This is a genomic window from Zobellia barbeyronii (assembly GCF_018603515.1).
GTDB classification, from domain to species: domain Bacteria; phylum Bacteroidota; class Bacteroidia; order Flavobacteriales; family Flavobacteriaceae; genus Zobellia; species Zobellia barbeyronii.
Window position 1 is genome coordinate 187,939 of sequence record NZ_JACATN010000001.1, and the last position, 19,516, is coordinate 207,454.

General features: G+C 37.6%; 17 protein-coding genes and 1 tRNA gene. 8 read left to right on the forward strand and 10 right to left on the reverse strand.

The window, feature by feature from the left end; all coding sequences use genetic code 11:
* The first annotated feature begins 85 nt into the window (after positions 1-85).
* Complete coding sequence (locus HW347_RS00765; RefSeq protein ID WP_214610064.1) at positions 86-1,324, forward strand: glycosyltransferase family 4 protein; 1,239 nt, start codon at positions 86-88, stop codon at positions 1,322-1,324.
* Between the two features lie 79 nt (positions 1,325-1,403).
* Here HW347_RS00765 and HW347_RS00770 read toward each other — a convergent pair whose 3' ends face one another.
* Positions 1,404-2,183 (reverse strand): hypothetical protein, encoded by a 780-nt coding sequence (locus HW347_RS00770; protein ID WP_214610065.1) that lies wholly within the window; start codon positions 2,181-2,183, stop codon positions 1,404-1,406.
* A gap of 428 nt (positions 2,184-2,611) precedes the next feature.
* On the opposite strand from HW347_RS00770, the gene HW347_RS00775 reads away from it, so the two are divergent.
* The 6 genes from HW347_RS00775 to HW347_RS00800 all read left to right on the forward strand — a co-directional run bounded on the left by HW347_RS00775 (position 2,612) and on the right by HW347_RS00800 (position 9,630).
* On the forward strand, positions 2,612-3,445 hold the full coding sequence (locus HW347_RS00775; protein WP_214610066.1) for a hypothetical protein: 834 nt from the start codon (positions 2,612-2,614) through the stop codon (positions 3,443-3,445).
* Between the two features lie 187 nt (positions 3,446-3,632).
* The gene (locus tag HW347_RS00780) at positions 3,633-5,021 is read left to right on the forward strand and encodes a methylmalonyl-CoA mutase subunit beta (RefSeq protein ID WP_214610067.1); all 1,389 of its coding nucleotides are present in this window, start codon (positions 3,633-3,635) and stop codon (positions 5,019-5,021) included.
* A gap of 29 nt (positions 5,022-5,050) precedes the next feature.
* A complete protein-coding gene (gene scpA / locus HW347_RS00785; protein WP_214610068.1) occupies positions 5,051-7,168 on the forward strand; it encodes a methylmalonyl-CoA mutase in 2,118 nt (705 codons plus the stop codon).
* Positions 7,169-7,428: 260 nt separating this feature from the next.
* The gene (locus HW347_RS00790) at positions 7,429-8,991 is read left to right on the forward strand and encodes a sensor histidine kinase (RefSeq protein ID WP_214610069.1); all 1,563 of its coding nucleotides are present in this window, start codon (positions 7,429-7,431) and stop codon (positions 8,989-8,991) included.
* Positions 8,992-8,995: 4 nt separating this feature from the next.
* Positions 8,996-9,391 carry a response regulator gene (locus HW347_RS00795; RefSeq protein ID WP_214610070.1) on the forward strand — a complete coding sequence of 132 codons (396 nt, stop codon included), beginning with the start codon at positions 8,996-8,998 and terminating at the stop codon, positions 9,389-9,391.
* A gap of 165 nt (positions 9,392-9,556) precedes the next feature.
* Positions 9,557-9,630, forward strand: a tRNA-Arg gene (locus HW347_RS00800).
* A gap of 52 nt (positions 9,631-9,682) precedes the next feature.
* Here the strand turns inward: HW347_RS00800 and HW347_RS00805 are convergent.
* The 6 genes from HW347_RS00805 to HW347_RS00830 form a co-directional block, all read right to left on the reverse strand.
* Positions 9,683-11,845, reverse strand: a complete 2,163-nt coding sequence (locus HW347_RS00805; RefSeq protein WP_214610071.1) for a xanthine dehydrogenase family protein molybdopterin-binding subunit — start codon at positions 11,843-11,845, stop codon at positions 9,683-9,685.
* A gap of 2 nt (positions 11,846-11,847) precedes the next feature.
* Complete coding sequence (locus HW347_RS00810; RefSeq protein ID WP_214610072.1) at positions 11,848-12,342, reverse strand: (2Fe-2S)-binding protein; 495 nt, start codon at positions 12,340-12,342, stop codon at positions 11,848-11,850.
* Positions 12,343-12,358: 16 nt separating this feature from the next.
* On the reverse strand, positions 12,359-12,973 hold the full coding sequence (locus HW347_RS00815; RefSeq protein WP_214610073.1) for a hypothetical protein: 615 nt from the start codon (positions 12,971-12,973) through the stop codon (positions 12,359-12,361).
* Between the two features lie 73 nt (positions 12,974-13,046).
* Positions 13,047-14,234: a M20 metallopeptidase family protein gene (locus HW347_RS00820; RefSeq protein WP_214610074.1), complete on the reverse strand. Its 1,188-nt coding sequence runs from the start codon at positions 14,232-14,234 to the stop codon at positions 13,047-13,049.
* A 58-nt stretch (positions 14,235-14,292) separates the two neighbouring features.
* Positions 14,293-14,829, reverse strand: coding sequence for a YceI family protein (locus tag HW347_RS00825; RefSeq protein ID WP_214610075.1), 537 nt, complete (start codon positions 14,827-14,829; stop codon positions 14,293-14,295).
* 43 nt (positions 14,830-14,872) lie between these two features.
* Entirely contained in the window at positions 14,873-15,934 is a 1,062-nt protein-coding gene (locus HW347_RS00830) for a formylglycine-generating enzyme family protein (RefSeq protein ID WP_214610076.1), read from the reverse strand.
* Between the two features lie 216 nt (positions 15,935-16,150).
* On the opposite strand from HW347_RS00830, the gene HW347_RS00835 reads away from it, so the two are divergent.
* Positions 16,151-16,831 (forward strand): head GIN domain-containing protein, encoded by a 681-nt coding sequence (locus HW347_RS00835; RefSeq protein WP_214610077.1) that lies wholly within the window; start codon positions 16,151-16,153, stop codon positions 16,829-16,831.
* A 2-nt stretch (positions 16,832-16,833) separates the two neighbouring features.
* On the opposite strand, the gene HW347_RS00840 is transcribed toward HW347_RS00835, so the two are convergent.
* From HW347_RS00840 to HW347_RS00850, 3 genes are all read right to left on the reverse strand, one after another.
* Positions 16,834-17,016, reverse strand: a complete 183-nt coding sequence (locus tag HW347_RS00840; RefSeq protein WP_155598117.1) for a CPXCG motif-containing cysteine-rich protein — start codon at positions 17,014-17,016, stop codon at positions 16,834-16,836.
* A gap of 9 nt (positions 17,017-17,025) precedes the next feature.
* Positions 17,026-18,045, reverse strand: coding sequence for a Gfo/Idh/MocA family protein (locus HW347_RS00845; protein ID WP_214610078.1), 1,020 nt, complete (start codon positions 18,043-18,045; stop codon positions 17,026-17,028).
* 106 nt (positions 18,046-18,151) lie between these two features.
* The gene (locus HW347_RS00850; protein WP_214610079.1) at positions 18,152-19,516 is read right to left on the reverse strand and encodes a TolC family protein; all 1,365 of its coding nucleotides are present in this window, start codon (positions 19,514-19,516) and stop codon (positions 18,152-18,154) included.

Genomic DNA, 19,516 nt, shown 5'->3' on the forward strand with positions numbered 1-19,516 from the left:
AACATAAAAGGGAAACACCCCTTTTCAAGAATTAATTAAAGAGCTGTTTATAAACTCTTTGCCCCAACCTTTTGTAGAAACAATTATGACAAAAAAAATACTTCTTAGCGCTTACGCCTGTTCACCATCCAAAGGATCGGAGGAAGGTCGTGGATGGAACTGGGCTATAGGTCTGGCTGAAAAAGGGTATACTGTTTATTGCATGACCAATTTTGATGATAAAGAAAAAATTGAAAAAGAATACCATAAATTAAACCTTCCAAATCTACATTTCGAATTCGTAGAATTAGGTATGGGCTTAGATAAATTATTATTTGACCCTTCAGGGAAGTCTATTTACTTACATTATTACTTGTGGAAGAAAAAAGCAGCAAACCTGGCTAAAAAACTTCATCTAAAATATAATTTTGACATTGCGCACCATGTCACTTACGGTAGTTTTCAACAAGGCACATGTCTTTACAAGTTAAATAACTGTAAAATTATATTCGGACCGGTTGGAGGGGGACAAATGGCATTACCCATATTCAAATCATATTTTGGAAAAGCCTGGCGGATTGAGGTTATAAGGGGTTTTGTATCAAAAATTCTAGTTAAATACAGTAATAGCCTAAGAGCTACTCTTAAAAAAGCATCTTACGTAATTACAACCAACCATGAAACAAAAGAGCTTCTAGATAGCTCTAAATTGTTAGATCAAAATAAGAGTCGTTTAACTGAAATATATGCCATACCTAAAAAGTATAACACATTACAGTTTATTGAAAAACCTGACCACAAGGTTCTTAACATTATTTGGATTGGTAGACTTTTACCTAGAAAAGGACTAAACCTTTCTTTACATGCGCTTTCATTTTTACCAAAAGACACTCCTTATAAGCTAACTATTGTAGGAGGTGGAGAGACAGATGCGTATCTAGATGAATGGAAAAAACAATATGGCATAGATTCCTCCAAAATAGAAGTTTTAGGTCAAATCCCTTTTGAACAAGTAGCTGAACAATATAGAAAGGCAGACATTATGCTTTTCTGCTCTTTAAGAGATACTTTAGGAATTCAGGTCATGGAAGCCATGGCTTACAGTCTACCGTTAATAGTTTTAAACATTAGTGGTGTCCGAAACTTAGTCCCAGAAAGTTGTGCCATTAAAATAGACCCTTCCGAAGGAGATGGTACAGCAAAAGATATTGCTAAAGCAATATTAGAATTCCAATCCAATCCTAAGTTAAGAAAAGAAAAAGCTCTCAACGCTTATACCCATGCCATGAATAGTACATGGGAAAGAAGAATAGATATTTTTACTAAAAAATATTATGAAAATTAAAATTTACCTACTAAACCTTTCTTAAATGTTTGATGAAATTGGTAGTAAATAAAATCAGGTTACCAAAGGAGTTTACCTCTTAATCTGTATTAGACCCTATTCCTCCTTTTGCTTTAAAAGAGATTGTATTATTTGGGTCGCCTACTTCAATATAGCCATTAATCTCCAAAATCTCTTCATACGTAGTAGCTACACCGTTAATCTCAGTTAATTCATTAAAACTAAATCCATTTGATTCACTTGTAATGGAGGATAGTTGATGTACATATTCCTCTTCACTATTTTCTTGAAGAATATTTAATGTACACAGCAATTCACTTTCATTATCAATTTCTAGAAGACCGATCATTAAGGCTGCAGTCCCTTTTTTACGTTCTTCCAAAGTAGCTAGACCATTGAATACTCCATCTGGAGAGTAAAGGTTGTATGTTACTTTCTCCCCAGTTAATTCATTAGGCCCAAGATCCGTATAAGCAAGTAATGCTCCCTCATTTTCGTTTTCACCTTCAATGGCAATATACCCATTGAACTCCGCTAACTGCTCATAGCTAATGCTTTCACCATTTTCCAACTTAGTCAAAGTGGTATTGCTTGTGCCATTTTCTCCATTTACACTTTGTAAATCAACAGCTATTCCTCCTCCAATATTGGCAGTTTTTCTTCTTAATCTAACTGGGTTATTATTACCTTTTGTACTATTATTCAATTTCAAATAGATGGTCGTAGAACCATTAGTGTTTTCTATAAAATCTACAGTACCAATTAAGTCTGACAGATTTGTATTAAAAATAGTATACTGTTTACTCTGACCTGTAGGCGTAGGAGGCGGTGTATCTTCTTTACTACAATTTACAATCAAAAAAAATATTGGTAAGAAAAATATTAAATTAATATTCTTACCTCTAAATATTTTATTTTTCAACATCTCAGAAGGTGTTTTAATACGTATTTATGGTTTATAATTTTACAGTTGTAGTTTTCCTTTACACGACACATTTACTATCAAATATGGTACCAAAAATAATGTAGTGGACGATTACTATCTGAGCTAAAGTTATAAAATATTATATTATATTTTCTAGTACTAATAACATATTACGTTGAAAGGTTTATTTGAGATAAAAATAATTGCTTTCTCGTTAAAAAAGTAAAATTCTTATTATTCCATTACTTTTTAAGACATTGAGCGATATAATATAGGTGATTAACGATTTATTGCAATACTCTAGGTTTAACATCTTAATTTTCAAAACAATTGAACCTTTAATACATTAAAGTTCTCCCACTATGTCCTTTATATTTAAGAAATTACTACTATTCTCTCTAATAACTTCTTGTTATTACAGTTACGGCCAAGTGAAAATTGGAGATAACCCTACTACAATAGATCCAACTTCACTGCTAGAGCTAGAAAGTACGAGCAAGGTCTTGGTCCTCTCTAGGGTTACAGATACTGAAATGCTAAACCTTACCCCTCTAAATGGAGCTTTGGTCTACAATATAGATGAAGATTGTGTCTTTTACTACAATGGAATCGAATGGAATAACATGTGCGCCACTACCCCCGGAGGAGAGGGAGGCACGGGTGATGAGACTATAACTACAATCGTAAGAAATGAAAACGGCACATACACCTACTTCAATGAAGATGGTCAAGAAACACTTATTTTTTTCGACGGTGTGGATGAAGGCGGTAACCAGCTATTGCTAGGTGAGCCGGGTAGTATCTTTTTTGCAGCTAATGATGGTACCCCGGCAGAGAAAAATAATAGATTATACTGGGATGATACTAAGGAACAATTGGGGGTCGGAACTAACAAAACAAATGCGAGATTATCTGTTTCAGGTAGTATTTCTACACCAATTACATTTCTTTCAGGAACTATTGGTCCATCGGAAAACCACCATACTTTATTAATAAATGGAGATACCGAAATTTTCCTGCCATCTCCTGCAGATTCAGAAGGTGTAATGTATGTTATTAAAAAATTGGGCGTGTTTGAAGTAACGGTACCTTTTAGTTATTATGATTCAAATCATGTTCAAAGTTTTACCATACCTGCAGACGAAAGAATAGTTTGGTTACAGAGTAGTGGCTTTACTTGGGAGCAAATTAATTAGAAGCCCAACTTATTTTAATATAAATATTCTTAAAAATTTCGCATTTAAGCCTTTATTAAAAAGTGCCTTAATCCTATTTTACAATAAGTTCATCTCTCCTTATCCAAACTTAACACCAAACAGGAAATACTTTTAAAGTACCTCTGAAAATCGTACTTTTCATGAACATTAGGATTATTCCATTGGCATGAAACAAAAACTGTTCGACGATTTTAAAAAGGTTTCCGCAAAAGAGTGGAAGCAAAACATTCAATACGAACTTAAAGGTGCGGATTACAATCAAAAATTGGTTTGGGAATCCCCAGAAGGTATTAAGGTGAAACCCTTTTATCATACAGATGATATTCAAACAAACACCGCTACCCATTTAGAAGTCCTAGCACCTTGGAAAATTACACAGCACATTGTAGTTAAAGATATTACTTTGGCCAACAAAAGTGCTCTGAACGCTATTAAAGGAGGCGCGGAAAGTATTCTTTTTACATTGCCTTCAGTAAACATTGATTTCAAGTCGCTTTTAGAAAACATTGATTATACTACTATTACTATTCACTGTCAGTTTGAAAGCCTATTGACTGATGATTTAGAAAAATTTGCGAACTCCACTCAAATTGAAAAAGAACATATTTCCTTTCACATAGACCCCATTGGTCAACTGGCATCCAAGGGAAATTGGTTTATTAACATGGGGCAGGATCTTCAAAATCTGTATACCCTTTTACAAACACCAACTACTCAAAGACCAAAGAATATCATTAGCATAAATGCCGCACTTTATCAGAATGCCGGTGGCACTATGGTTCAGCAACTGGCCTATGCCCTAGCCCACGCCAATGAATATCTAAATCACTTTGGGTCCAGTATAGATACTATTACCTTCAAAATAGCTGTAGGCAGTAATTATTTCTTTGAAATCGCAAAAATCAGGGCACTGCGTAGACTTTGGAAATTACTTTCGGCGGAATACGGAATTGTTTCGGATTGCCATATAGAGGCAATGCCTTCCAAACGAAACAAGACACTTTACGATTACAACATGAACATGATCCGTACTACTACGGAATGTATGGCGGCCATATTGGGCGGAGCGAATAGCGTTTGCAACCTCAAATATGATTTTATCTATCATAAAAATAACGAGTTTGCGGAACGTATTGCCAGAAACCAACTGGTTTTACTAAAAGAGGAGAGTTATTTTGACGAACTGCAAAATCCTGCAGAAGGCGCTTATTATATTGAAAATATTACGGACCAACTTGCGGAAAAAGGGTTGCTTCTATTTAAAGATATTGAAGCCAATGGCGGCTTTCTAAAACAATTAAAATACCACACTGCTCATAAAAAACTAAAGGAAAGTGCCCAAAAAGAGCAAGATAAGTTTAACTCTTCTCAAGAAATTCTTGTAGGCTCCAATGCCTATACTAGTGAAAAGGATATCATGAAAGACCAGCTTGAAGTATTCCCTTTTCTGAACCAGCGAAAAGAGAAAACATTGATCGAGCCCATTCTAGAAAGACGACTAACAGAGACGTTGGAAAAAGAACGATTGAAAAGTGAAGGTTGGCAAGGGAAATAAACCCATGCAGTGGCAAGAAAGAGATTTACATGAGAAAAGACATTCAACATATTTCCTTTGAGAAAACGGCAGATAAATCAATTGCCGAACAAGATAAGACGGATTTAGAACACCTGAATTTTGCTGCTGGGATACCTCCGTTTTTACGTGGGCCTTACAGCACTATGTATGTGCAGCGCCCATGGACCATACGCCAATATGCAGGATTTTCTACTGCTGAAGAGAGTAATGCTTTTTACCGAAGAAACTTAAAAGGAGGCCAAAAAGGTCTCTCCATTGCTTTTGACCTACCAACACACCGTGGTTATGATAGTGACCACGAACGCGTTGTTGGTGATGTAGGTAAGGCCGGCGTGGCTATAGATTCTGTGGAGGATATGAAAATTTTGTTTGATGGAATTCCGTTGGATAAAATGTCCGTTTCTATGACCATGAACGGAGCAGTGCTCCCTATTATGGCATTTTATATTGTTGCAGCCGAAGAACAGGGCGTATCGCTTAAAGAATTGACAGGAACCATTCAGAATGATATTCTAAAAGAGTTTATGGTGCGCAACACCTATATTTACCCTCCTGCGCCTTCCATGGATATCATTTCCGATATTTTTAGATACACTAGTGAACACATGCCTAAATTTAACAGTATAAGTATATCTGGTTATCATATGCATGAGGCAGGTGCTACGGCAGAACTGGAATTGGCGTACACCCTGGCAGACGGACTTGAATATATTAGAACTGGTTTAAAAGCCGGACTTGATATTGATAGTTTTGCTCCCAGACTTTCTTTCTTTTGGGGTATTGGAATGAATCATTTTACCGAAATTGCAAAGCTACGGGCAGGCCGTATTTTATGGGCGAAGTTGGTAAAGCAATTTAACCCGAAGAACAATAAATCCATGTCGCTTCGGACGCACTGCCAAACCAGTGGCTGGAGTCTTACTGCTCAAGACCCTTTCAATAATGTGGCTCGTACCACAATAGAAGGGCTATCTGCCGTATTGGGCGGCACCCAAAGTCTACATACCAATGCACTAGATGAGGCAATTGCGCTACCTACAGACTTTTCTGCACGGATAGCCAGAAACACGCAATTATTCCTCAAAGAAGAAACAAAAATCACCAAAACGGTAGACCCTTGGGCAGGTAGTTTTTATGTGGAGAAACTAACAGAAGACCTTACCCATAAAGCTTGGGAACTTATTGAAGAAGTTGAGGAAATGGGAGGTATGACCAAAGCAATAGAAGCTGGTATACCCAAATTGCGAATTGAAGAAACAGCTGCAAAAAAACAAGCTAGAATAGATAGTTGTCAAGATACCATTGTTGGAGTTAACAAATATCAGACGGAAGATGATGATGGCCTTCAAATTTTAGAAGTAGATAATAATGCGGTGCGCAAAAAACAATTGGAGCGTTTAAACAGCATAAAACAAAGTCGGGACTCAGAAAAAGTAGCAGACGCACTTAAAAAACTAACGGATGCGGCCCATCAGAAAATGGTAATGGCTAAAGACTCTACAGCTCAACCATCTAGTTCAGATGAAAATTTATTAGCTTTAGCAGTAGATGCCGCTAGACACAGAGCTACTTTAGGAGAAATCAGTAGTGCTCTGGAAATAGTGTTTGGCAGATATAAAGCGAACATTCAATCTATTTCAGGTGTGTATTCAAAAGAAATAAAAGAAGACGAGAGTTTTAAAAAAGCTTCTAGGCTTTCAGACCAATTTGCTGAGCTAGATGGAAGACGGCCACGTATTCTAATTGCAAAAATGGGTCAAGACGGACATGACCGGGGCGCCAAAGTTATAGCAACAGGTTATGCCGATCTAGGTTTTGACGTGGATATAGGACCTCTTTTCCAAACTCCCGCAGAAGTAGCCAAGCAAGCTGTGGAGAATGATGTGCACATTCTTGGTGTATCCTCTTTGGCAGGTGGACACAAAACCCTTGTACCCGAAGTTATTTCTGAATTGAAGAAGTATGGCCGTGATGATATTATGGTTGTAGTGGGCGGAGTAATTCCCAAACAAGACTATCCTTTTTTGTTTGAAAGTGGGGCTATTGCTGTATTTGGTCCCGGCACGAAGATTACCGAAGCTGCTATTCTTGTTCTAGAAATCTTGATCAACGACGAGCAATCTTAAATTTCACTGCTAGGACATAATCAATCTCTTCACACACACTTTACTAATAATCAAATAAGTACGCAATGTTGCTATTGTTTCAAAACAGGCAAAACAATCAATTTTTGTAATATTAATACTACAATTTTAACATATTTTAACATTTTTACAAATACTTTTATGTTAAATTTAGAGTAACTATTACACTTACCAAGTCTATCTACATATGTAAAATCCCCGAAAACTACATCAGATATAGAATAATTACAATTGCTTACCTCATGGGGAAAAAGTTAATAATCACGGCCACTATACTCTTTATGATTACGTGTGTTATTATATGGAATTTATCCGTTCAGCGCATTAAATTATTTCATAAAAACATTACCCTTGTTGAAGAAATAACTGCAAAAAATAAGCTTAAAGATGCGGAGTCCAAACTTTTTGAACTCTACAAAATAAGCAAGAGAAATGTAGCATTTTTAGGAGACTTAATAGAACTGGATTTACACACCAGTACGCCACTTAAATTAACGGAACAAAAATTATCCCATTTCCTAGACATAGACCACAATTACTTCCAAGCTAGATTAATTGATTCAAAGGGCATGGAAATTATAAGGGTAGACAATAAGGACAGTTCCGTTGTTTCTAAATTTCAATATAAAGGCCATAGAGATTATTTCAAAAAAGTATTGACCTTACAAAAAGGCGATGTTTATATTTCTAACATGGACCTAAATATTGAAAATGATACGATAGAAATTCCATATAGACCTACCATTCGCTTTTTTACACCTATCCACCTAAACAAAGAACTAAATGGCATGGTTGGCCTTAATCTAAATGCAAAGAGCTGGCTTGATAGTTTTAAAGACCAAGACATTACATTTCTGAATTCTAAAAACGAAGTTTTCTATAGTGGCGAGGGTGAAAACCTCTACTCGAAAACAAAAACCGATTTCACTAAGAAAGACCGTTTTGGCAATGCTTTTTATTATCAAAGAGAAATAAGTCTGGAAGGGAATCAAAATTGGACAATCTATACAAAACCCAATATTCTATCTATTCACCAACAATTGGCCGAATACAAAAGATCTACCTATTTAGCAGCAGGCGTTCTTACCATAGGGATAGTCTTATTCTTAAGTATTATTTACACGCTCTATAAGAAGAACAAACATATTAACTCTTTAAACAAAACCATAAAGAACAGGCTTAGCGAAAGGGATACGCTACTAAAAGAAATACATCATAGAGTAAAAAACAACTTACAGGTTATATCCAGCCTCTTAAGCTTACAGTCTAGTTTTATTAAGGATGATAAAATAAAAGGGCTTTTTAGGTATAGCCAATACCGAATAAACTCTATGGCTATAATTCATGAAATGCTGTACAGGTCTAAAGATTTAAGTAAAATAAATTATGCAGATTACACAAAGCAATTGGCCTCTACCCTAATATCTTCCATGAAAGGAGCAGATAAGGAAGTTGATTTAAAGGTTGACTCAGAAGAGCTTCATTTAAATTTAGACACTTCCGTACCACTAGGTCTTATGATTAATGAAATCATAACCAATTCTTTAAAATATGGATTTAAAAATTTAGAGAAAGGATTAATTACAATCAGGTTTGAGAAATTACAATACCCTAATTTCCTAATGCACATAGGAGATAATGGGAGTGGATTCTCTGATGAAATAGATTTTAGAAATACCAAGTCTTTGGGGCTAAAATTGATTCACATGCTAACACTACAATTAAAAGGAAACATAGAAAAAGATAATACCGAGAATGGTACACACTATATAATAACGTTTCAAGAAATTGAACAGATATCATAATACTATGAAACTAAAAGTCCTAATAGTAGAAGACAATCTAATTATCCAAATGTTCCTAGAACACATTATTACTAATGCAGGTAAAACTCATGTTAAAACTGCTGATAATGGCGAGGATGCCCTGAGTACCATAGAACAATATATGCCAGATGTGGTTCTTCTGGATATTGGGCTTTCTGGAGCACTAAATGGTATTGAGACGGCTATGATACTTAAAGAAAAGTATAAAACCCCTTTTGTATACATAACTGGAAATTCTGATTATACAACCTTAGAAAACGCAAAAAAAACCGAACCTCTTCACATTCTCAGAAAACCTATTGATGAGTATGAACTCAACAGGGAATTTGAAATTATAAGACAGAAGCTATTAAAAGCAAAGCTGGAAAATTCTAAATAATCCTAGTTAGAGCAAAAAAAATCTACCTTTTTCACACTGCAAACACTTTCAAACCTAGCGTTCTAAATTCGCTAGGTTTATTTTTTTACATGAAAAGCATATTTTTTGAACTTATGAGGGTTATTTTTCTAAGAAAATAAACTATCTTTGCACCGCTTTAAAAATGGTGGCATAGCTCAGCTGGATAGAGCACCTGCCTTCTAAGCAGGCGGTCCTAGGTTCGAATCCTAGTGCCATCACTAAAGCTAAAAGGCTTCCAATTTCTTGGAAGCCTTTTTTTATGTCTTTAAATCAGGTCAATTTTAACGGCATAGATTGTAAGCGTTTACCGGTCAACCTTCTTATGGCGTTGGCTATCGCAGCTCCTATTGGCCCTAATGGAGGTTCACCAACTGCACCGGGTGTATCTTTACCTTGCAACAAAACCACATCAATTTCTCGTGGAGCGTGTTTCATCAAAGCCATTTCATATGGACCATAAATAGTTGGTGTTAACGAACCATCTACTACTTTCATTTGTTCAAACAGAACCGCGCTCATTCCCATAATCACACAACCTTCACATTGCGCTCTTATTTGGTCTGGATTTACCGCCAAACCAGGATCTAATACCACAGTTACTTTATGCACTCGTATCTTATTATCCTCCACAGAAACCTCAACTACATGTGCACATGGTGTTCCCGCATCTACCGAAGCAGCAAAACCCATGGCCTTACCATCTTTAATTTCTTCCGAATACCCAGCTCTCTCTCCTGCAGTACGCATAACCTCCTTTAACCGTTTCCCAGCTTCATCATCATTAACCTGCGCCAAACGAAATTCAATAGCATCCTTACCGGCTTTTAAAGCCATCTCATCAACAAAGCTTTCAATTGCAAAGGTATTGGCCAACAAACCTAAACTACGCCACCAGCTCGTTGCAAAAGGCAATGTTACATGCCAGTATACTGACCGATGATTAGGCACAGCAGAATACTGAAGAAATCCACCTCTAATGGCGCCAATATCCGCTCCAACAATGGGCGGCACTATGTTTGGAACTAATGCGGAGTTATTACCAACATCGCCACTAACAAAATGATGTTCAAGACCATCAAGAAGTCCCTGCTCATTTAAACGGCCTTTAAGTATATGATGGGTTGGCGGACGAAACATATCATGTTGAAATTCCTCTTCCCGACTAAAAATATATTTTACTGGCTTCCCAACTGCCTGAGACATTACTGCCGCTTGCACCGCATGTGGGGTATGCAATCGTCTTCCAAAACCGCCGCCTAAATATGTTGGAATTACATTCACCTGTTCTGCATCCCATCCTAATCTAGAAGACACCTCCTTTCGGGTTATACCAATTACCTGGGTAGATATCATAATAGTGGCTTTGGATTCCTCTACGAAAGCCACAACGCCATTAGGCTCTATCTGTGCATGTGCTCCAATAGGACTTCTAAATTCCATTTGAACAATATCGTCTCCCTCAAGCGCATCTCCTTCTTTTTGAATGATAGTAGATTTACCATTACCCACGGTCATCATAGACACTATGGCATCTTGTTGTAAATTATCTGGAGTTTCCCAAATAACCTCAATAGCTTGTTTGGCATTTTCCGCCTCTATGTACGACTCCGCCACAACCCCAACAAAATCATCTTCACTTACAATTTTGATCACGCCTGGCATTTTTTCAGCTTTATCCGTTGTAGCACTTATAAACTTGGCTCCTATTTTTGAAGGTCTTACTACTGCCCCATATAGCATATTAGGCATTTCGGCATCTAAACCAAACATGGGAGCGCCGTAAACCTTATCATCTAAATCTACCCTAGGCACTGGCTTTCCTACATACTTATAACTACTAATATCCTTTAAAATGGGCTTTTCTGGAATTGTCCAGTTCGTTACTCCTTCTGAAATTTCCGCGTAGGTAAGGCTTTTGCTATTTGCAGAAACTACACCATCCTTTACAGAAAGGTCATCAACGGAAACTCCTAATTTTTTCGCAGCTTCTATCTTCATCATTTCACGAAAAATAGCTGCCAATTCACGCAGCGGTTGCCACAAGCCAGAAATAGAAGTACTCCCTCCTGTACTCATACCGTCAATATTACCGGTAGCCGTTGTTGCATGAACCACCTTGATATTTGACATGGAAATCTCCAATTCATCTGCCGCCATTTGTGCCAAGCCTGTAAAGGTGCCCTGCCCCATTTCTATCTTGGGTGAATGCAAGATAACCACGTTATCCTTGCCAAGTTCAAACCACAACATAGGATTATCCGTGCTTCCCATGTATGCCAAATCCATTTCATTGGCTTTTTCCAAAATGGCCCTTCTTATAGGGTTTCTCAATACATACGTACCAACAGCAAGTACTCCTATGGTTCCCAAACCACCACGTACCAAAAACTTTCGCCTTGACAATTTCTTTTCTGAGGATTGATTATCTGCCATTACTAAGCTTTTGTTGGTTCGTTAATTTCATTAATAGCATTCTGCTTATCCGCAGCCTTATGAATGGCTTTCCGCATTCTATAATATGTGCCACATCTACAAACATTTATAATATTATTATCGATGTCCTCATCCGTTGGGTTCGGAATTTTATTTAATAACGCTGCAGTAGCCATCATAAACCCAGGCTGACAATACCCACATTGAGGCACTATTTCTTCTATCCAGGCTTGCTGAACAGGATGCGGATTCTCTGCATTTCCTAAACCTTCAATAGTTGTGATTTGTTTTCCTTCTGCAAATTTTACCGGATAGGAACACGAACGGACTGCTTCTCCGTCTACATGAAGCGTACAAGCCCCACAAGCTGCTTTGCCACAACCAAACTTAGTTCCTTTAAGTCCGAGTATATCACGAATAACCCAAAGTAAAGGAGTGTATTCGTCAGTAAGTTCAATAGCATGCGATTGGCCATTGACTATCATTGAAATTTTCATAGCTGAATTTTTTCTATTATTTAGATGGTATAGTATGACCACTTTCAAACCAAGCTTCTACCGCACTAATAAATTCTTTTTTGGATACCGGTGGAAGTTCACGCGGCTCTCCTTTTATGTTCGTGCCCGGCTCCCAAGCCCAAAGCACTAAATCATCTTCCGTTAGGTGTTTTTTGATTTCCTCTGGGGAACGGCCACCGTTGCGCTCTGTGTCCATCATGGATTTTGCGATTTCAAACCTATCTAAACCTTGCCATCGCATAGAATGCGGTGCTAAAGACCAATGTGGAGATCCCGGAGCACTGGAATACGGATTGTTTTCAGATTGATGACAGGTAGCACATTTGGTAGCTTCAAAACCTTTATGACTTTCCCCCCTTGCAATATCAAAGTGATGGGGATGACTGTCTTCTCCCTGCTTGGGCACATTATCACTGGGGTGGCAGTTTAAACAACGTGGATGCGTAAGCACGTCCATCATTTTATGGAATGCAACATCTGTATTTTGTCTGTTTTCTTGCTCATTGACAGGTGTGGAAGTATACGCTGTTTCTATAGGTTTATAGATTGATGCCAATACAAACCCTGCCATCAAAAGAAAGGAAATTAGAAGGTAGTTTTTTATTTTCATAGCTAGAGTAAGCATTTTGCCTATAGCTATAAAGTTACTGATTAATTAAAGAAGTCTAAATTACCGAGCAGAGTTAGGCTAAAAGCGTCTTAATAGCCAACCATGCCATTAGTCCGCCTCCTATTTCCAGAGCAGATTCATCTATATTGAATGTAGGTGTATGTAAACCAGATGCAATGTTTTTTTCCACATTGCCAACACCCAACATATAAAAACAAGCCGGATTGTTTTGTGTATAGTAAGCAAAATCCTCTGCCGCCATCCACTGATCCAATTCTTCTACATTTTCTTCACCTAAATAATCTTTTGCATGAATTCTTAAATCCTCCGTTAAGGTCGAGTCGTTTTTTAAATGTGGATAGCCATGATTGATTTTCAGTTCACAACTGCCTCCCATGGCTTCGGCCATTGTAGTCACCAGTTTTTTGAGTTTTTCTAAAGCAATTTTCCGCCAGTCTTCATCCAGAGTTCTGAATGTTCCTTCAATAGACACCTCATCAGGAATAACATTGATGGCGCCATTGGCGATTACCTTTCCAAAAGAAAGTACGGAAGGCGTTTTTGGATCTGCCATACGACTGACCAATTGCTGAGCGGCAACAATAATATGGGAAGCAATCAAAACAGGATCAATAATTTTTTCGGGCATAGCGGCATGACCACCTTTCCCTTTTACGGTCAAGAAAAGCTCATCCATACTGGCCATAAACTTCCCTGAACGAAAACCGACCTTACCCACAGGAATATCTGGACGCACATGTTGCCCTATATGAGGAATGGTTCCTAAAGCGATATACGGCTTTTCTTTTATGACGCTAATAGCTCCACCCGGACTAAGTTCTTCCGCAGGTTGAAACAGCAATTTTACACTCCCAGCAAAATCACCTTTTAATTCTATTAAAATCTTAGCACAGAGCAATAGAGAAGCACTGTGAGCATCATGCCCACAGGCATGCATCACTCCTGCCGTTTTGGAAGCGTATGCTATGTTATTTTGCTCGTGTATTGGTAACGCATCAATATCTGCGCGAAGAAGAATCGTTTTTCCTTTTTGGCTGCCATTAATAGTAGCCAAAAGTCCGGTTTCAGCAACAGATTCTATATCCGTTATTCCAAGTGCCAGCAGTTGTTCCTTGAGGTAGGCACAAGTGTTATGCTCTTGAAAAGAAAGTTCTGGATTTTCATGCAGATATCTACGAACGGCTACAAATTCAGTAGCATATTGTGCGGCAAGACTTTTAATTTTTTGGTAATCATCCATAAGAAAAGGGGTTAAAGTCAACTACCTACCGAAACTATAATTTAAAAAATTGAGTATTCTAATTCTTTGAAAAGACCAAATCAAAATTAACGGTAACATCATCACCAACAATAATCTGACCGAACATTGCACTTGGGGGTTCTATGTTATAATTCTTTAATACTATCTTTTTCTTGCCAGAGATTTTTAATCCTTCAGAGTTTGCTTCCATTTTTACAGGAATTTCTACAATTTTCTCAACTCCCGCAATAGCTAACGAACCAACCAAAGTTGACTTGTTCTTCACTTCCGTTAATTTAAAAGTAACTTTCGGGTGCTGTTCTTTTTTAAGGGCATCATGCATTTTTTTATCCATCGAAGCTCCTCTTTCACTCATAATATCTGCGACTTCTACTTCCAAATTAATTTGCTTTGGCGCCACACCATCATACTTAAGAGTTGCTGATACCGAATTAGCCACCACATCCCAATCACTAACAGTAGAAGTACCACTGATGGTCAACTTACTGGAATCCGAAAGAGTATATTCATCTTGGGCATGCCCAACAATGGAACCAGCTACAAAAAGTACTAATAGAACTATTTTTTTCATCATATCTAAATAGACCAACTACTGTTGGCGTTACTAAATCAATTTACTACTCATCTAAAACGTTCTGCCAAAACTTTTTCTGATCTTCTGCACTAGGCTGAATTTTAGGGCTCACTAATCTAAAACCCACATAATTAGAATCTGTAAACCACCAAAAGCTCTTTGGAATCTGTGGATCACGTTTCTGTTGCTTTAAACTTGATCCCGTTCTAGCCGATGAACGCAATTTATCTGCATCATCATCCCATGAACCACCTCTAAAAGACCTTGGATGAATTACCGCTGGGGTTACCCAAGGATTTTTGCTTTCCGTTGTAGCATATGCATCTTCCTTATACTCGTCTAACGTCCACTCCGCAGCATTACCGTGCATATCATATAATCCCCAAGGGTTTGGTTTCTTAGAGCCTACTTTTGCATATTTATTTTCTGAATTTTTATAATACACCGCATATTCATCAATTTCGAAAACATCATCTCCAAAACTATAAGCACTCTCCGTACCAGCCTTTGCAGCATACTCCCACTCAGCTTCTGTAGGTAATCGGTAAAACTTTCCTGTTACCGTACTCAACCATTTACAATAGACCAAAGCGGAATATGCAGACATGCTAACCGCAGGAAAACCATCTTTTCCCATTCCATAAGAAGGATCTTCATACGGTGGACTAGGACGTGTAATGGCGTCTATTTTTATAACTCGGTCGTTATCTAGCTTTACGAAAAGCTCTTTGTTTTGTTTAAAGAAAAGCTCAAACAAGTCCCACGTTAATTCGTGTTTAGCCATATAAAAGGCATCTAACTCCACATCTTTCTGCGGACCTTCATCGGCTTTTCTATTCGCTTCCGTTTCAGGGCTCCCCATTTTAAAGGTTCCTTCTGGTATTAAAACCATATCAAAACTATTGTCGGTTTCAGGAACAGTTTCCGTGTAGCCGTTAGAAGCGTCAGTAGATGCTTCCAAAGGTATTTGGTCGGTTACTTTTTCCTCGGTTGTTTCAACAACGGTTTTGTCTACAGTGGTAACTGATTGCGAAGATTTACAAGATTGGAATACTACACCAATGATACAGGCTACTAAGGTGATTTTGGTTAACTGGGTTTTCATTTAAAGAATGCTTTTGCTAAAAATAGTTTTTTTTATTCACAATAAGCAGACTCAACCTTCTTAAAACTATCATATTTTCAACCCCACAACAACACTTACATATTTTGTTTAAAAAAGCCACAATAGCAACAGCAGCATTGCTTCACAGATATTCACACTCTGGGTGGAACCATCTAAAATAGCGTATATTTGAATGAACACTACAAAAATTGAAAGATGAAAAAATTTAAATTTATAGCCCTTGCCTTGTTCGTTTCTGCAAGCGTTTTAGCACAGAAAGAAAACACAAAAGACCTAGATAAATTTACTGAGCTTAAAGTATATGACCGCATAGTTGTTAGCCTTGTTAAAAGCAATGAAAACAAAATTGTTGTTACTGGTGATGACAAGGATGAAATAAGCATCTCTAACAAAGATGGTCTCTTAAAAATAAAAATGGAATTCGGTAATTTCTTAGACGGAGATGAGGCTAAAGCTACTTTATACTACACGGAGGACCTTACCCTAATTGATTCGAACGAGAATGCAAAAATAAAATCTAACGAAACCGTTAAAGGTGATCGTGTAGAAATCAAAACCCAAGAGGGCGGGAAAATCGACTTAAAAATAGACATTAAAGACCTTTACACTAAATCTGTTTCCGGTGGTGAAGTGACCCTTACCGGTTCTGCCACTCAGCAAGAAGTGATGGTGAATACCGGAGGTAAAACTTATAACAAACAACTAGACACCAAAGAAACTACAGTGGTGGTTAACGCTGGAGGAAGAGCAGATGTGAACGCCTCAGACAAAGTAGTAGCCAAAGTACGTGCCGGTGGATCCATCTACATTTACGGAAAGCCTAGAAGTATTGAAAAAGATAAAGTCTTTGGAGGAAAAATTAAAGAAATGGATTAAGCTTACTGCTCTATATCATGAGCTTCAAAAGCTATCAGTTCGTTATCTTGAAATTGCGGGGTTACCTCAATAGGGTTGCAACATACCTCGCAATCTTCTACATAGGTTTGACTTGAGATTGAAGGATCCATTAGCATAGATATTTCTTCCCAGCAATATGGGCATTGAAAAAAATGTTCGTACATAATTACATCTTAAAGCTGAACCTGTTTTTTGTTTCTAGAGGACTTATAAATAGCATTTATTAGGGCAACGGACTTCCTTGCTTCTGCCCCACTTACCATTGGTTTTCTATTTTCTCTAATTGCATCCACCATATCCTGAAGTACAATTTTATGGTTTTGATGCCCTATTGCAGTCGGGTCGGCTGCTCCGCTTCCTATAGATTCAGTGTTTAACTTAGGGGCCTTATCTCCTTTAATGTTCCATGAGGTAATTTTACCCCCTTCCATAATGATGCTTCCTTTTTCTCCATACACCTCAACGCGTTCTGGATATCCAGGAAACAATGCTGTGCCAGCGGTAATCGTACCGATTGCCCCATTTTTATAATTTACCAACGCTGCACCAACATCCTCCCCTTCTATTTTATGCACCCTAGTTTGCACATTGGCAAAGACCGATACTGCTGGGCCAATAAGATTCATTAACAGGTCTACAGTATGAATACCTTGATTTATAAAAGCCGCACCACCATCTAATTTTATCGTACCCCGCCAATTACTATTTGCATAATATGCTTCAGACCTATACCAATTGATGCTAGCGTTACCCATAAGTAACTTACCTAGCTTTCCAGATTTCACAGCTTTTTCTACCTTTCTATAATCTGTACTACACCTATTCTGAAGCACGCATCCTAAAAGCACTTTTTGTTTATCACATAAGGCTATTAAGCCATCTATTTTCTCTGTAGTTACTTCTAGAGGTTTCTCACTTAAAACATGCTTGTGAGCCATGGCAACAGCCTTTATGGCTTCACTATGCTTTCCGCTTTCATTACAGACACAAACTAAATCTATTTCCGGAAGTGATAAAAAGGAATTGTAAGAACTGTATACAGGTAAACCAAATTCCGCTTTAACCTGCTCTACCCTATCTGCAGATTTTGTACAGAGCCCAACAATCCGGACTCCATCCATCTCAGAAAGACTTTTTACATAGGTGTGTACTATTGAACCCGTTCCGATGATTCCAACGCCAATATAAGACATATGATAGTTCTATTTTTACAGAAACTATACTACGAAGAAATTATATAAAAGACAAAGAATCCTCCATTTAGAATAATCTTTCAATTCAATTTTTAAATTGATTTTCTTAGAACTCTACATTCAGAAGTTGCCCCGTAAGCTGCAATAATTGAAGTTCTGCTAGCTTAGCATCGTACTTGGCCAAATTCTTGTTGGTCTGAGCGTTTAAAAGATTTATTTGCGCCTGACGGAATTCAATGGATGTAATTCTCCCCAACTGAAACTGCTCTTTTGATCTTTCAAAATTGTTCTCATTGGTAAGTACGTTCTGTTCTTGAATCTGGTAAATAGTCAATAGGTTTTCATAGCTCGCCAAAGCATTAAGAATATCCCTATCCACCTCTATAGCTACTTGCTCTTGCACCAGTTCTTGATTCTCGTAAGCAATTTTAGAATTACGTACCAGAGTGGTTGTTCTTCCACCGTCAAAAAGATTCCACGTAAGACTGGCTCCCAAACCTAAAGTTAGACTAGATCTATTACTACCTGGAATAACCTGCCCTGGCAAGAATGAATTAGGTGCACTTTGATTCAAATTCCAACCGTAAGACCCCGTAAGACCAATTGTTGGCAGATAACCAGAACTATTTACCTTAATATCGTATTCATTAATAGCCAAATTACGCTCTGTCTGAAGTATGGTTACGTTATTTTCTTTAGCCTGACCTATAAGTTCATCTAATTGCAACCTAGGCACGAAACGAACAATGGTATCTACCTGAAACTTCTCACTAAGACTTTGGTTTACTACCACATTTAAATCTCGTTTGGTATTTGCTAGTTGTTGTTTTGTATTCAATAAGTTAATGCTGTCATTAGTAACGTCTACCTGTGCATTTAAAATATCTAACTTGGTATTCTGACCATATTCAAAAGAATATTCAGCTCTAGTAATACGGTCCGTAGAAATTGCAAGTGCCTCTTTAAATACATTTTCATTCTCCGTAAGTCTAGCTACTTCAAAGTATATACTGAACAATTGCAACAAGGTATTTTCTATGGTTTCTCTGGCCTGAAGTTCTGTAAGTTGATACTGCTCTTTTAGTCTTTTGTAGTTGTACAATCTACCTAAACCATCAAACAAAGTATAGTTAAGATTTAACCCTCCATTGAACGATTGTGATTCTGCATGATTAATTTCTAAATCTTGCCTAGGCGAACCATCCGTATTAAACTGATCTGGGTAAGCAGTAGTACTGTTCAACTCGCTATAATTGGCGCCGGCCGTTCCTGTTAGGCTAGGTAAATAACCTGAATTGAGCACCCCTTGGTTATTATCGGCAATTTTCACTTGATTGCCTGCTACTTTTATCCCAAAGTTATTTTCTAAAGTCAAACGAACTGCTTCCTCTTTTGAAAGACGTTTTTCTTGCGCCGAAATCCCTACAGTAAGAAAAAGAAAAATAAAGGCGGCTATAAATTGTTTAATCAT